Below are 14,250 nucleotides of genomic sequence, written 5' to 3'. Positions count from 1 at the left end.
TGTGCTTACCTACACGGAGAGTCCGCAATGCCCAGCCCACTGCGCCCGGAACAACGCCGGTTCCCGCTGCATGTGCACATCAGCGTCATGTTCACCTTTCTGCTGTTGCTCACCGGGGTGGTGCTGGGTCTGTTCAACTATCGACAGACCACACAGATCATCCTGTCGAGCAGCGAAAAACTGTTCAATCGCATCGAACAGGATGTACGCCTCGATCTGCAAGCCACTTATGCACCGATCCGGCATTTGCTGAGTCTGTTGGCCGACACCCCTGCCGCCCGGTCTTCCGGTCTCGAACCGCGCCTGGCGCTGCTCAAGCCGTTCAGCCAGTCCCTGACGGACAATCCGGATCTGGCCTCGCTGTATCTGGGATATGGCAACGGCGACTTCTTCATGGTTCGTCCTTTGCGCACGCCGGCGCTGAAAAACCTGCTCAAGGCACCCGAGGCAGCGGCTTTTCAGGTCTGGAGCATCGAACACGACGCCAGCGGTCAGGCGCATTCGCAGTCGCTGTTCTTCGATCAGGCCCTGTCCCCGGTCGGCCGGCAGGACAACCCCGACGATCCTTATGATCCCCGCAGGCGGGCGTGGTACATCAACGCGCGGCAGCAGACCGAACAGATCACCACCGAACCCTACGTCTTTTTCTCCACCCGCAACGTCGGCACGACACTGGCTCGACGCAGCGGTGATGACGCGGTGATCGGCGCCGACCTGACCCTCGACGCACTCTCCGCAACCCTGATCAAACACGTGGTGACACCCGCCACGGAAATCGTCCTGTTCGACGCCGACGGCAATGCCGTGGCCTATCCCGACAGCAGCCGGTTGATCGTCGATGACCGAACCGCGCGTCTGGCCAAGGCTGCCGACTTGAGCCCTGCCCTGCATGCCTTGTTTTCCGGTCACCAGGGCAATCGGATCAAGGCCGACGGCCGGCAATGGATCGTCGCCCGCAGCCAGTTGCAGGAAGGTGGACCGAAGGGTTTGCAGATGGCGTTGCTGGTGCCGGAGGACGAGTTACTGGTCGACGCCTACCGCATGCGCTGGCAAGGCGCGCTGATCACGCTGGCCACCCTTCTGCTGTGCCTGCCGCTGGGCTGGCTGATCTCGCGAATTCTGGTCAAGCCGCTGCATGCGCTGGTCAAGGAGGCCGACGCGATTCGCAGTTTCGATTTCAATTTTCCCGTGACCCGACGTTCGCCGGTGCTGGAGGTCGACCAGTTGAGTCTGTCGATGGCCCGCATGAAAGACACTCTGGCCAGTTTCTTTCGGATCACCGACAGTCTGACCGCCGAAACCCGCTTCGCCCCGCTGCTGCAACGGGTGCTGTTCGAGACCGTGCAGATCGCCCAGGCCCAGGCGGGCCTGATTTATCTGCGCGAAAACGATGGCGATCGCATGGAGCCCTGCGGTCTGGTGGTCGACGGCGTGTCCCAAAGCCTGGCCGCGTTCGATATTCAGGGGCACAACCTTGACACCGCTCCGAGTCCCGAATGGTTCCGGCAACTGGCGAACGCCAACACGGTCGTGAGCAATCTGGGTTTCGAACAGGCCACCGACCTGCAGAAAGTGCTGCTGGCCATGGAATCGCCGAGGGCTCATCTGATCGGTATCCGCCTGCATAACCGGCACAACGAGACCGTCGGCCTGCTGGTACTGCTGATCAATGACAGCGGTACGGCGAGCGATCTGGAAAAGCTGCGGCCCGATCGCATCGCCTTCCTGCAAGCGGTGTCCGGGGCGGCGGCGGTGAGTATCGAGAGCCAGCGCCTGCAAGCCCGGCAGAAACAATTGCTGGACGCGTTCATTCAGTTGCTGGCCGGCGCCATCGACGCCAAGAGCCCTTATACCGGCGGGCATTGCCAGCGCGTGCCGGAGCTGACGCTGATGCTCGCCCATGCCGCAGCGGCCAGTCAGGCACCGGCGTTCAGTGACTACCATCCGAATGAAGACGAATGGGAGGCCTTGCACATTGCCGCGTGGCTGCACGATTGCGGCAAGGTCACGACCCCGGAATACGTGGTCGACAAAGCCACCAAACTGGAAACCCTGAACGATCGTCTTCATGAAATCCGCACCCGCTTCGAAGTGCTCAAGCGCGATGCATGGGTCAGCTACTGGCAAGCCGTGGCCATGGGCGGCGATGAACGGCAACTGGCCGAGCTGCGCGACGCAACCCTGACAGCACTGGATGACGATTTTGCATTCGTCGCCCACTGCAATCTGGGCAGTGAAGCGATGGCCGAGGCCGATCTGCAACGTCTGCAACGTATTGCGCAACGTACCTGGACCCGCACGCTGGATGATCGACTGGGCTTGTCGTGGGAAGAGAACCGGCGTCAGGCACGCACCCCGGCACCGACCTTGCCGGTCAGCGAACCGCTGCTGGCGGACAAGCAGGAACATCTGCTGGAACGCGCCGAGGGCGAGCTGATTCCGGAGGACAATCCGTGGGGCTTCAAGCTCGACGTGCCGCCTTACAAATACAATCGCGGCGAGCTCTACAACCTCAGCATTCCCCGGGGCACGCTGACCCGCGAAGAACGCTACATCATCAACCACCACATGGTGCAGACGATCCTGATGCTCAGTCACCTGCCCTTCCCCGGGCATTTGAACAGCGTGGCGGAAATCGCCGGGGGGCATCACGAAAAGATGGATGGCACCGGTTATCCCAAGCGCCTGAAACGCGAAGACATGAGCCTGCCGGCGCGGATGATGGCGATTGCCGACATCTTTGAAGCCCTGACCGCCGCCGACCGCCCGTACAAAAAGGCCAAGTCCCTCAGTGAAGCGCTGGGGATCATGGCCACCATGTGCCGCGAGGCTCACATCGATGCCGAGCTGTTCGGGCTGTTCGTTCGCGATGGCGTGTATCTGCAGTACGCCACGCGTTTTCTCGATCCACGGCAGATCGATGCCGTGGACCCGGCGGCCGTGCTGCTCAAGGCAGGCCTGGCGGCGTGATCAGCAGTCGGTCAGGCGCAGGAAAATCGCCGCCAGCTGTTCGATCCCGGCCTGATCCTCGGCACCGAAACGCGCGAGCTTCGGGCTGTCGAGGTCGAGCACACCGATCAGACGACCGTCCTTGACCAACGGCACAACCAGCTCGCTGTTCGACGCACTGTCGCAGGCGATATGGCCGGGGAACGCGTGAACGTCTTCGACCCGTTGCGTTTGCAGGCTGGCAGCTGCCGCGCCGCACACACCGCGACCGAACGGAATGCGCACGCAGGCGATCTGGCCCTGGAACGGGCCAAGCACCAGCTCTTCGTTGCGATTGAGGTAGAAACCGGCCCAGTTCAGGTCATCGAGCTGGTTGTACAGGAACGCCGAAAACTGCGCGGCGTTGGCGATGAAATCGCGTTCGTCCGCCAACAGCGACTCCAGTTGCGCGGCCAACATGCCATAGCCTTCGAGGCCCTGGCCGCTCTGTTGCAAATCAATCATGCCTTGTGCTCCAACAATTTCAGTCCCACCCAGTAACGGGCGAATTGGTATGCGCAACGTCCGTTGCGATTGCCACGACCGGTTGCCCAGCGCACGGCGAGGATGTCCAGTTGTTCGTCGCGCTCCCAGCTCAGGCCGGCCTTGGTGGCCAACTGGCCTATCCAGTGCTCGACGACGTTGAGGAAATGTTCCTGGGTAAACGGATAGAACGACAGCCACAGGCCGAAGCGATCCGACAGCGCGATCTTGTCTTCCACCGCCTCGCTCGGATGCAGCTCGCCATCGACGCGCTTCCAGTTTTCGTTGTCGCTTTCCTTTTCCGGCACCAGATGGCGACGGTTGGAGGTGGCGTACAGCAACACGTTGTCCGGCGCCTGTTCGAGCGAGCCGTCGAGCACGCTTTTCAGCACGCGGTAGTCGCCTTCGCCGGACTCGAACGACAAGTCGTCGCAGAACAGCACAAAGCGCTGCGGCAGCTTGGCGATCTGCTCCACCACCCGTGGCAGGTCCGCCAGGTGATCGCGCTCGATTTCGATCAGACGCAAACCGGCCGAGGCATGTTCAGCCAGCAGCGCGCGCACCAGCGACGATTTACCGGTGCCGCGCGAACCCCACAGCAGCGCATGGTTGGCCGGCATGCCGTCGAGAAACTGCTGGGTATTTCGGCCCAGTTGCTCCAGCTGCCGGTCGACACCGATCAGGTCCGACAGACGCATGTCGAGGCTGACTTCCAGCGGCAGCAGATAACCGCTGCGACCGTCACGCTGCCAGCGTGCAGCCAGACAGGTCCCCCAGTCGATGACCGGGCGTGGAGCCGGCAGCAGCGGTTCGATCCGCGCCAGAACCGACTCGGCGCGCTCAAGAAAAGCATTCAATCGGGAATCCACGTCTTCTCCTCGGGCTCGTTCACAGTGATGATGGCGGTGCAGCGACGACAGACAGCGTTCGAAACCTGTCCCGGCCCTTGCTACAAGGCGCTTCGGGAACTCAGGAGTCCGTACATGATCGACTATGCTTGAGCAGCGAAGGGAAACGGAAGTGGTTCAACACCCCATGGATATCAAATTCACCCACCGGCTGTCGTACAAACAGGCCCGGCTTACCGTGCTGGTCGGGTTCATTCTGGGCACGCTGCTCAGCCTGCTGCAAATCGGCATCGATTATGCCAGTGAAGACGCGTCCATCAACCGTGAAATCCTGTCTTTGCTGGAAATCAGTCACAACCCGGCCTCGCGCATCGCCTACAACATCGATGCCGAACTGGCGCAGGAGCTGACCCTGGGACTGCTGCGCTCGCCGGCCATCATTTCCGCACGCCTGACCGACAACAACCAGACGGTGCTGGCCAACGTCAAACGCCCGGAGCTGCAAAGCGGCTACCGGATGATCAGCGACTTCCTGTTCGGCGCCAAACGCCAGTTCGAAGACCGCCTCTATCTCGATCACTTGCCCAACGAATCCCTCGGCACCCTCAGTCTGGAAGTCGACACGTACGCGTTCGGCAGCCGCTTCCTGCGCCGGGCCGAGGTCACGCTGATCAACGGTTTCGCCCGCAGCCTGATTCTCACCGGGATCCTGCTCGCGCTGTTCTACGTGATGCTGACCAAACCGCTGGTGCGGGTGATCCGCGAACTCAGCAGTCGCGACCCGCGCAGTGCCGAACCGACCACCCTTGAATGTCCAGGCGGACACGCCAATGACGAGATCGGCGTACTGGTCAAGGTGGCCAATCAGCAGTTCGAGAACATCGCCACGGAAATCCAGCAGCGGCGCAATGCGGAAAACCGGCTCACCGACTACCTCGCGCAACTCGAAGACATCGTGTCCGCGCGTACCGCCGAGCTCAAGGCGATCAACGCGCGCCTCAGCCAGTCCAACCGGGAACTGGAAGTGGCCCGCAGCACCGCACTGGACATGGCCGAGGCACGCTCGGCATTTCTCGCCAACATGAGCCACGAGATCCGCACCCCGCTCAACGGCCTGCTGGGGATGATCGCCCTTTCGCTCGACGGCCCGCTCAACCCCGAACAACAGCAACAACTGTCCATCGCTCACGACTCTGGCAAGGTATTGGTGGAACTGCTCAACGATATTCTCGACCTGTCGAAATTCGATGCCGGGCAACTGGAGCTCGAGCATATTCCGTTCGATCTCGGTTCGCTGATCGAAGACACCGCCAACCTGCTGTCGCAGAACGCGGCGCCGAGTGTCGAGCTGACTTGCCTGATCGATCCGTACTTCCCGGCACTGGTGCTCGGCGATCCGACCCGGGTCAGGCAGATCGTCAGCAATCTGTTGTCCAATGCCCTGAAATTCACTCGCTTCGGCCGGGTCGACGTGCGCTTGTCTACCTGGAAGGACGGTGTCCGGATCGAAGTCTGCGACACCGGCATCGGCATCGCCCAGGAAGCGCAGGTGAAGATTTTCCAGCCGTTCACCCAGGCGGGGGCCGGCATCACCCGCCAGTACGGCGGCACCGGGCTCGGCCTGGCACTGACCCATAACCTGTGCGAAGCCATGCAGGGGCGCCTGACCATCAGTTCCGAAGTGGGTTTCGGCAGTCAGTTCTGCGCCGAACTGCCATTGCCCTGCCACACCCGCGCGGTGATTCCGCCACCGTTGCACGGCAAGGTGCTGGCAATCACCAGCGCGGTCAGCGGGCTGGCAGAGCTGCTGGAAAGTCTGCTGCCGGTCTGGGGGCTGACCTACGAGCAGCGAACCCTCGACGATCCACTGCTTGGCCTGTCCCCCGATGTCATCATCACCGACTGCCCCGAATGCCTGTTCGGCCTGCGCCCGGCGATGACGGCGCCGATTCTGCTGGTAACCGCTTACGGAAGTTTCATGCCGGGTGAGGAAGCCACGGCCCTCGCGCCGTTGCAGCAGCAGGCGCGACCACTGGCCCGCAACGCGCTGTATCAGAATCTGCGCCGGACGCTGTTGCCGGACCTCTCCACCATCGACCGCGCGCGCCTCGAAAGCGTGCCGTCGCAGCGACGCGGTCGGGTGCTGCTGGTGGAGGACAACCCGGTCAACCAGTTGGTGGCCAAGGGCATGCTGGGGAAACTCGGCTGCGAAGTGGTCGTCGCCGCCCATGGTGTGGAAGCGCTGGATCAGCTGGAGCACGACGATTTCGATCTGGTGCTGATGGACTGCAACATGCCTGTGATGGACGGCTACGAAGCCAGTCGCCAGATTCGCCAGAGCGGCCGCTGGCCGCATCTGCCGATTGTCGCCCTGACCGCCAACGCCATGTCCGAGGAACGCGAACGCTGCAGGGCGGCGGGCATGAGCGACTATCTGGCCAAGCCGTTTCGCCGTGAAGAGCTGGCGGCGCTGCTGGATCAGTGGATTCCGACTACGACAGTGCCTTGATCTGCCCCAGCAGGTGATCGAGACCGTCGCGCAAGTCATTGAGCCGGTCCAGATCCACCCCGCTGTCGCACAGCAGCCGTGCTTTCAACGGCCCGACCTGTTCACGCAGCGCTTGCCCCTGAGGTGTGAGGCTCAGATGTACTTCACGCTCGTCCCGGGCCGAGCGCTGACGCTGGACCAGCTGCAGTTGCTCCAGACGCTTTAGCAGCGGCGTCAGCGTGCCGGAATCCAGTGCCAGACGCTCACCCAGCGCCTTGACCGTGGGTTGCTCCGGCACGGTTTGCTGCCATTCCCACAACACCAGCATCGCCAGGTATTGCGGGTAGGTCAGGCCGAGCTGTTCGAGCATCGGCTTGTAAGCACGAATCACCGCCCGCGAAGCGGCATACAACTTGAAACACAGCTGGCTGTCGAGCTTCAGCGAATCGGCGGACAAGCTGTTCATTTGAGCAGGGCTTCGATCTCGCGGCTCAGATCCTGCGGCTTGGTAGCCGGGGCGAAGCGCTTGACCAACTGGCCGTCCTTGCCGATCAGGAATTTGGTGAAGTTCCACTTGATGCCCTGGGAGCCCAGCACGCCTGGCGCGCGTTTCTTCAATTGCACGAACAGTGGGTGCGCGTCGGCACCGTTGACTTCGATCTTCTTGAACAGCGGGAAGCTGACCCCGTAGTTCAGCTCGCAAAACTCGCTGATGGCGCCCTCGTTACCCGGCTCCTGCTTGCCGAACTGATTGCACGGAAAACCCAATACCACCAGGCCCTGATCCTTGTAGGTCTGCCACAGCTCCTCAAGGCCTTTGTACTGCGGGGTAAAACCGCATTTGCTGGCGGTATTGACCACCAGCACTGCCTTGCCGGCGAAGTCGGCGAGGGTCTTTTGCTCGCCTTTGATGGTGGTGCACGGAATGTTCAGCAGGTTATCGCTCATGGTGCGCACTCTTGAAAAATGGATAGGCGGCAAAAATAGCGAGCAATTGAATTGTGTGCAATTTAATTATTCGAAAGGCGACCCGTGGATCGCCTATTTCGGTTACTCGCGCGGCACCAGGTCCAGGCACACCGAGTTGATGCAGTAACGCAGACCAGTCGGCGGCGGGCCGTCAGGGAACACATGGCCCAGGTGCGCATCGCACCTGGCGCATTTCACTTCGGTGCGGATCATGCCGTGGCTGGTGTCACGGATTTCGGTCATGGCGTTGTCGCCGATCGGCGCGTAGAAGCTTGGCCAGCCGCAGCCGGAGTCGAATTTGGTCCTGGAGTCGAACAGCGGCTCGTTGCAGCAGATGCAGTGGTAGACGCCATCGGTCTTGGTGGCGTTGTACTTGCCGGAGAACGGCCGCTCGGTGGCGCTCAGGCGGCACACGTTGAACTGCTCGGGGTCGAGCATCGCCCGCCATTCTTCCAGGGTCTTTTCAATCTTTTCCATCATCACACCTCAGCGGCTGAAAAAGCCCGATCTGTACCTTTTCCACGGATCGGGCGGCACGTATGATTGCGCCTCGTCACACGCCAGTCTGGCAGCGGGTTCCTGCGCATTCAAACGGATTGTTGGAAACCGCCGCCCAAGACACCTGCCTGTGTGAAGACGCAGGATTCCCAGCACGGTTGTCCACCCGCCGCCTGGATCGTTCATTTTCGGGATCACATCGCCATGCAGTTCAGCAAATCGAACAAGCTCGCCAACGTCTGCTACGACATTCGCGGCCCGGTGCTCAAGCACGCCAAACGCCTGGAAGAGGAAGGCCATCGCATCCTCAAGCTGAACATCGGCAACCCGGCGCCCTTTGGTTTCGAAGCGCCGGACGAAATTCTCCAGGATGTGATCCGCAACCTGCCGACCGCCCAGGGCTACAGCGATTCCAAAGGCCTGTTCAGCGCGCGCAAGGCGGTGATGCAGTACTACCAGCAGAAACAGGTCGAAGGTGTCGGCATCGAAGATATCTACCTGGGCAACGGCGTGTCCGAGCTGATCGTGATGTCGCTGCAGGCGCTGCTCAACAACGGCGACGAGGTGCTGGTGCCGGCGCCGGACTACCCGCTGTGGACGGCAGCCGTGAGCCTGGCCGGCGGTAACGCGGTGCATTACCTGTGCGACGAAGGTGCCGACTGGTTCCCGGACCTGGCCGACATCAAGGCCAAGATCACCCCGAACACCAAGGCGATGGTGATAATCAACCCGAACAACCCGACCGGCGCGGTGTATTCGAAGGAAGTGCTGCTGGGCATGCTCGAACTGGCCCGCCAGCACAATCTGGTGGTGTTCTCCGACGAGATCTACGACAAGATCCTCTACGACGACGCCGTACACATTTGCACCGCCTCGCTGGCCCCGGACTTGCTGTGCCTGACCTTCAACGGTCTGTCCAAGTCGTATCGCGTGGCGGGTTTCCGTTCCGGCTGGATCGCCATTTCCGGGCCGAAACACAACGCCCACAGCTATATCGAAGGCATCGACATGCTGGCCAACATGCGCCTGTGCGCCAACGTGCCGAGTCAGCATGCGATCCAGACCGCTCTGGGCGGCTATCAGAGCATCAACGACTTGGTGCTGCCGCAAGGTCGCCTGCTGGAACAGCGCAACCGGACCTGGGAATTGCTCAACGACATTCCCGGCGTAAGCTGTGTGAAGCCGATGGGCGCGCTGTACGCGTTCCCGAAGATCGACCCGAAAGTCTGCCCGATCCACAACGACGAGAAATTCGTGCTCGACCTGTTGCTCTCCGAGAAGCTGCTGGTGGTGCAAGGCACGGCGTTCAACTGGCCGTGGCCTGACCACTTCCGCGTGGTCACCCTGCCGCGGGTCGATGACCTGGACATGGCCATCGGTCGTATCGGCAACTTCCTCAAGTCCTACCGCCAGTAACCGGCGCTCAGTGCGCAACGGCCCGAACGTTGCGCACTGTCTGATTCAGCAACACTTCTGCTCCACCCCTCCTCCAGCACCTTCTACACTTGCGACTCATATGAATCATGCGTGCCTGAGGCAATGAGACCGGTTGCCGCGTGCCTGTCATCCATAACGGTTTCGGCAGTGGGAAATGTCCCATGCCCGGCGAATCCGGTGTAGGACACAGTTTGAAATAGTCACTCGGTTGAATCGCCAGGTGCCGCACCTTATATACCCCGCAGTACGCTACATCTTTAGCTTGAGGAGATTTCTACAACCATGATGCGCATCCTGCTGTTCTTGGCCACTAACCTGGCGGTCGTGCTGATAGCCAGCATCACCCTGAGCCTTTTCGGCTTCAACGGGTTCATGGCGGCCAACGGGGTTGACCTCAACCTCAATCAGCTGCTGGTTTTCTGTGCAGTCTTTGGTTTCGCCGGTTCCCTGTTCTCGCTGTTCATCTCCAAGTGGATGGCGAAGATGAGCACCAGCACCCAGGTCATCACCCAGCCACGCACTCGCCACGAACAATGGCTGCTGCAAACCGTCGAGCAACTGTCCCGGGAAGCCGGGATCAAGATGCCCGAAGTCGGGATTTTCCCGGCCTACGAAGCCAACGCCTTCGCCACCGGCTGGAACAAGAACGACGCTCTCGTCGCGGTCAGCCAGGGCTTGCTCGAGCGCTTCAAGGAAGACGAAGTGCGGGCCGTGCTGGCCCACGAGATCGGCCACGTGGCCAACGGCGACATGGTCACCCTGGCGCTGATCCAGGGCGTGGTGAACACGTTCGTGATGTTCTTCGCGCGGATCATCGGCAACTTCGTCGACAAGGTGATCTTCAAAAACGAAGAAGGCCAGGGCATGGCCTACTACATCGCGACCATCTTCGCCGAACTGGTACTGGGCATTCTGGCCAGCGCAATCGTGATGTGGTTCTCGCGCAAACGCGAGTTCCGTGCCGACGATGCCGGTGCACGTCTGGCCGGTACGGGCGCAATGATCAACGCCTTGCAACGTCTGCGCGCCGAACAGGGCCTGCCGGTGCACATGCCTGACACCCTGAACGCCTTCGGCATCAACGGTGGCATCAAACAAGGGTTCGCCCGCATGTTCATGAGCCACCCGCCGCTGGAAGAGCGTATCGACGCCCTGCGTCGTCGCGGCTGATCAAACCGGCGCAACCATGAGAAGGCCCGCAGTGATGCGGGCCTTTTTTTGCCTGTCGATTACTGCCCGGAAATCCGGTACACCCGCTCTTCCAGCCGAGTTACGCCGGCCTGCACGAACTTCCAGCTATCACCGAGCACGTCCTGTTCTTCCAGCATCTCGACGCGCCAGACACGGCCCAGCAAACGCTGCACTTCGGCATCGTCCACGGAAAAGGGCGGCCCAGGCATCTGCGACTGGTCGTAATCCAGCGTCACCAGCAGCCCTCGGCAAGTCGGCAATAGGCCCTGCAAGTGCGCTGCATAACGTTCGCGCATCGACGGCGGCAAGGCAATCACCGCCGCCCGGTCGTACAAGGCGGTGCAACCGGCCACGTCAGCCGCCGTCAGCAAGAAGAAATCCCCGCACCACAACTCGATCGCGCCGGCGCGATAAATCTTGAAGTCGCCCTGCTCGCTCACCTGCGGCTGCAATTGCTGCTCAAGGAAAAAGTCTTCCACGGCCTTCTCCGACAGCTCGACGCCGAGCACCTGATAGCCCCGGCCGGCGAGCCACAGCAGATCCAGGCTTTTCCCACACAACGGCACCAGCACACGTGCCTGCGCCGGGATGGCCAGATCGGGCCAGTGCCGCTGCAAATACGGATTCACCTGACGCTGGTGAAAGCCGATCTGGTTCGATTCCCACTTCTTGTGCCAAAACTCCGGCTGCATGCATCCTCCCAAGAATTCGATCAAAAGGCGTTAAAACTTATATTGGAATTAGATCAATGAACTGACTGAAGATGAGCCATCTTAACGCTCAGGAACCCTTCCATGTTTCCCAGCCTGTTTATCTCTCACGGCTCACCCATGCTGGCGCTGGAACCCGGCGCCAGCGGCCCGGCCCTGGCACGACTGGCAGCCGAACTGCCACGTCCGAAAGCCATCGTCATCGTTTCCGCCCATTGGGAAAGTCATGAACTGCTGGTCAGCAGCCATCCGCAACCGGAAACCTGGCACGACTTCGGCGGTTTTCCCCGCGCGCTGTTTGAGGTGCAGTATCCAGCTCCGGGCGATCCTCAACTGGCTCGCGAGGTCGCCGACTTGCTAACCGCCAACAACCTGCCGGCGCGTCTCGATCCGCAACGACCGTTCGATCACGGCGTGTGGGTGCCACTGTCGCTGATGTATCCGCAGGCGGATATACCGGTGGTTCAGGTTTCCCTGCCCAGCCGAGGTGGCCCGGCGCTGCAGAACCGCGTCGGCCAAGCGCTGGCCAGCCTGCGCGATCAAGGCATTTTGTTGATCGGCTCCGGCAGCATCACCCACAACCTGCGGGAACTGGACTGGCACGCCGGCCCGGAAAGCGTCGAGCCCTGGGCCCGGGACTTTCGTGACTGGATTGTCGACAAGCTTGCGGCCAACGATGAAGCCGCCCTGCACGATTACCGCCATCAGGCACCGAACGCCGTGCGCAGCCATCCAAGTGATGAACACCTGCTGCCGCTGTACTTCGCCCGAGGTGCCGGCGGTGATTTCAGCATTGCCCATCAAGGCTTCACCATGGGCGCGCTGGGCATGGACATCTACCGCTTCGGCTGATGCCCGAATTGCAGGCAAAAAAAATCCCCGAACCAGTCGGGGATTTTTTATGTTCGATCAATCAGCCCAAGGGCGGATCAATCTTCGCGGTAGCGACGCAGCTTCAACTGCTTGCCGGCAACGCGAGTGTCCTTCAGCTTGGTCAGGAGTTTGTCCAGACCCTCTTCCGGCAGCTCGACGAGGCTGAAGCTGTCACGCACCTGGATGCGACCGATGGCTTCACGTGCCAGACCACCTTCGTTGAGGATGGCGCCCAGCAGGTTTTTCGCCGCGATACCGTCACGCGCGCCCAGCGCGGTACGGCAACGGGCACGGCCTTCGCCCAAAGGCATTGGCGCACGACGCTCACGATCACCACGGTCCGGACGATCACCGGAACGCTCAGGACGGTCGCCACGTGGCGCGCTGTTCGGCACCAGTGGACGTTCCTTCTCGATCGCTGCCAGGTTCAGCGCCTGACCATTGGTGGCCTTGCGCAGCAGAGCGGCAGCCAGGGCACGCGGGGTGCAACCGATGTCGGCGGTCAGGCGATCCAGCAGATCACCGTGAGTCGATTCGGCGTCAGCCACCAGCGGCGACAGGCTGTTGGTCAGTTTCTTGATGCGGGCATCGAGAACGGCCTGGGCGTCCGGCAGACGCACTTCGGCAACTTTCTGACCGGTTACACGCTCGATCACTTGCAGCATGCGGCGCTCACGTGGCGTCACCAGCAGCAGCGCGCGGCCTTCGCGACCGGCACGGCCGGTACGGCCGATACGGTGCACGTAGGATTCCGGATCGTACGGCATGTCCACGTTGAACACGTGGGTGATGCGCGGAACGTCCAGACCACGGGCGGCAACGTCGGTCGCCACAACGATGTCCAGACGGCCATCCTTCAGCGAGTCGATGACGCGCTCACGCTGGTTCTGGGCGATGTCGCCGTTCAACGCGGCGGCTTTGTAGCCTTTGGCGTCGAGGGCGCTGGCCAGATCCAGGGTCGCTTGCTTGGTGCGCACGAACATGATCAGAGCGTCGAAATCTTCCACTTCCAGCAAGCTGAGAACGGCAGAAGTCTTCTGGTCAGCGTGAACCAACAGGTGAGCCTGTTCGATCGCGGTAACAGTCTGGGTCTTGCTCTGGATCTTCACGTGCTTCGGATCGCGCAGGTGACGCTCGGCGATGGCACGGATCGATTGCGGCAGGGTCGCCGAGAACAATACGGTCTGACGGGTTTCCGGCATGGCCTTGAAGATGACTTCGAGGTCGTCCATGAAGCCCAGTTTGAGCATTTCGTCTGCTTCGTCGAGAACCAGGTGGTTCACGGTCTGCAGCACTTTTTCGTCGCGACGCAGGTGGTCGCACAGACGGCCCGGAGTGGCGACAACAATCTGTGCGCCATTACGGATTGCTTTCAATTGTGGGCCCATCGGCGCACCGCCGTAGACAGCCACAACAGTCACGCCCGGCATTTGCTTGGCGTAGGTTTCGAAAGCGGTTGCAACTTGCAGCGCCAACTCACGAGTTGGGGCCAGGATCAGAGCTTGCGGCTCGCGCTTGGACGGATCAATGCGGTGCAGGATAGGCAGGGCAAAGGCAGCGGTTTTACCGGTACCGGTTTGCGCCTGACCAATCATATCGTGACCGGCGAGGATGATCGGGATCGACTGCTGCTGAATGGCCGAAGGCTCTTCATAGCCGGTAGCGACTACTGCAGCGACAATATTGGGATGAAGTTCAAGAGCGGCGAAGCCGCCGATTTCCTGGGTCATGGGTCTGCCTCTAAGTGCATCCGCAAAGACCCATG

At 61.3% G+C, this 14,250-nt stretch carries 12 protein-coding genes; 5 read left to right on the top strand and 7 right to left on the bottom strand.

Going from position 1 to position 14,250, the window contains the following annotated elements; all coding sequences use genetic code 11:
- The first annotated feature begins 27 nt into the window (after positions 1 to 27).
- Positions 28 to 2,970, top strand: coding sequence for an HD domain-containing phosphohydrolase (locus CAF79_RS20890; RefSeq protein WP_085700065.1), 2,943 nt, complete (start codon positions 28 to 30; stop codon positions 2,968 to 2,970).
- Here CAF79_RS20890 and CAF79_RS20885 read toward each other — a convergent pair whose 3' ends face one another.
- Positions 2,971 to 3,453: a GAF domain-containing protein gene (locus tag CAF79_RS20885; RefSeq protein WP_085700063.1), complete on the bottom strand. Its 483-nt coding sequence runs from the start codon at positions 3,451 to 3,453 to the stop codon at positions 2,971 to 2,973. It lies immediately after the preceding gene.
- The gene (locus CAF79_RS20880) at positions 3,450 to 4,340 is read right to left on the bottom strand and encodes an ATP-binding protein (RefSeq protein ID WP_085700061.1); all 891 of its coding nucleotides are present in this window, start codon (positions 4,338 to 4,340) and stop codon (positions 3,450 to 3,452) included. Before CAF79_RS20880 ends, CAF79_RS20885 begins: the two co-directional genes overlap by 4 nt.
- 124 nt (positions 4,341 to 4,464) lie before the next feature.
- Here CAF79_RS20880 and CAF79_RS20875 point away from each other — a divergent pair, with 124 nt between their 5' ends.
- A complete protein-coding gene (locus CAF79_RS20875) occupies positions 4,465 to 6,828 on the top strand; it encodes a response regulator (protein WP_371917935.1) in 2,364 nt (787 codons plus the stop codon).
- Here the strand turns inward: CAF79_RS20875 and CAF79_RS20870 are convergent.
- The 3 genes from CAF79_RS20870 to msrB form a co-directional block, all read right to left on the bottom strand.
- Positions 6,812 to 7,273: a MarR family winged helix-turn-helix transcriptional regulator gene (locus CAF79_RS20870; RefSeq protein WP_085700056.1), complete on the bottom strand. Its 462-nt coding sequence runs from the start codon at positions 7,271 to 7,273 to the stop codon at positions 6,812 to 6,814. The genes CAF79_RS20875 and CAF79_RS20870 overlap by 17 nt on opposite strands.
- Complete coding sequence (locus tag CAF79_RS20865; protein WP_085700054.1) at positions 7,270 to 7,755, bottom strand: glutathione peroxidase; 486 nt, start codon at positions 7,753 to 7,755, stop codon at positions 7,270 to 7,272. The genes CAF79_RS20870 and CAF79_RS20865 overlap by 4 nt, the downstream gene beginning before the upstream one ends.
- A 102-nt stretch (positions 7,756 to 7,857) precedes the next feature.
- Entirely contained in the window at positions 7,858 to 8,253 is a 396-nt protein-coding gene (gene msrB, locus CAF79_RS20860) for a peptide-methionine (R)-S-oxide reductase MsrB (protein ID WP_085700159.1), read from the bottom strand.
- A 225-nt stretch (positions 8,254 to 8,478) separates the two neighbouring features.
- On the opposite strand from msrB, the gene CAF79_RS20855 reads away from it, so the two are divergent.
- Both CAF79_RS20855 and htpX read left to right on the top strand, forming a co-directional pair.
- On the top strand, positions 8,479 to 9,690 hold the full coding sequence (locus CAF79_RS20855; protein WP_007955711.1) for a pyridoxal phosphate-dependent aminotransferase: 1,212 nt from the start codon (positions 8,479 to 8,481) through the stop codon (positions 9,688 to 9,690).
- A gap of 303 nt (positions 9,691 to 9,993) precedes the next feature.
- Positions 9,994 to 10,881 carry a protease HtpX gene (htpX, locus tag CAF79_RS20850; RefSeq protein WP_085700052.1) on the top strand — a complete coding sequence of 296 codons (888 nt, stop codon included), beginning with the start codon at positions 9,994 to 9,996 and terminating at the stop codon, positions 10,879 to 10,881.
- A gap of 59 nt (positions 10,882 to 10,940) precedes the next feature.
- On the opposite strand, the gene CAF79_RS20845 is transcribed toward htpX, so the two are convergent.
- Positions 10,941 to 11,594, bottom strand: a complete 654-nt coding sequence (locus tag CAF79_RS20845; RefSeq protein ID WP_085700050.1) for a thiopurine S-methyltransferase — start codon at positions 11,592 to 11,594, stop codon at positions 10,941 to 10,943.
- Between the two features lie 102 nt (positions 11,595 to 11,696).
- On the opposite strand from CAF79_RS20845, the gene CAF79_RS20840 reads away from it, so the two are divergent.
- On the top strand, positions 11,697 to 12,464 hold the full coding sequence (locus tag CAF79_RS20840; protein ID WP_085700048.1) for a class III extradiol ring-cleavage dioxygenase: 768 nt from the start codon (positions 11,697 to 11,699) through the stop codon (positions 12,462 to 12,464).
- A 77-nt stretch (positions 12,465 to 12,541) separates the two neighbouring features.
- Here the strand turns inward: CAF79_RS20840 and CAF79_RS20835 are convergent, their stop codons facing one another.
- Positions 12,542 to 14,215, bottom strand: a complete 1,674-nt coding sequence (locus tag CAF79_RS20835; protein ID WP_085700046.1) for a DEAD/DEAH box helicase — start codon at positions 14,213 to 14,215, stop codon at positions 12,542 to 12,544.
- Positions 14,216 to 14,250: the final 35 nt, after the last annotated feature.

This window comes from Pseudomonas sp. B26(2017), from assembly GCF_002113045.1.
Taxonomy (GTDB): Bacteria; Pseudomonadota; Gammaproteobacteria; order Pseudomonadales; family Pseudomonadaceae; genus Aquipseudomonas.
This window is presented reverse-complemented; position numbering and strand designations above follow the sequence as displayed.

Coding starts and splice junctions, on each gene's coding strand:
- CAF79_RS20890 (WP_085700065.1), top strand. CDS start 28: ATGCCCAGCCCACTGCGCCCGGAACAACGCCGGTTCCCGCTGCATGTG.
- CAF79_RS20885 (WP_085700063.1), bottom strand. CDS start 3,453: ATGATTGATTTGCAACAGAGCGGCCAGGGCCTCGAAGGCTATGGCATG.
- CAF79_RS20875 (WP_371917935.1), top strand. CDS start 4,465: ATGCTTGAGCAGCGAAGGGAAACGGAAGTGGTTCAACACCCCATGGAT.
- CAF79_RS20870 (WP_085700056.1), bottom strand. CDS start 7,273: ATGAACAGCTTGTCCGCCGATTCGCTGAAGCTCGACAGCCAGCTGTGT.
- CAF79_RS20865 (WP_085700054.1), bottom strand. CDS start 7,755: ATGAGCGATAACCTGCTGAACATTCCGTGCACCACCATCAAAGGCGAG.
- msrB (WP_085700159.1), bottom strand. CDS start 8,253: ATGGAAAAGATTGAAAAGACCCTGGAAGAATGGCGGGCGATGCTCGAC.
- CAF79_RS20855 (WP_007955711.1), top strand. CDS start 8,479: ATGCAGTTCAGCAAATCGAACAAGCTCGCCAACGTCTGCTACGACATT.
- htpX (WP_085700052.1), top strand. CDS start 9,994: ATGATGCGCATCCTGCTGTTCTTGGCCACTAACCTGGCGGTCGTGCTG.
- CAF79_RS20845 (WP_085700050.1), bottom strand. CDS start 11,594: ATGCAGCCGGAGTTTTGGCACAAGAAGTGGGAATCGAACCAGATCGGC.
- CAF79_RS20840 (WP_085700048.1), top strand. CDS start 11,697: ATGTTTCCCAGCCTGTTTATCTCTCACGGCTCACCCATGCTGGCGCTG.
- CAF79_RS20835 (WP_085700046.1), bottom strand. CDS start 14,215: ATGACCCAGGAAATCGGCGGCTTCGCCGCTCTTGAACTTCATCCCAAT.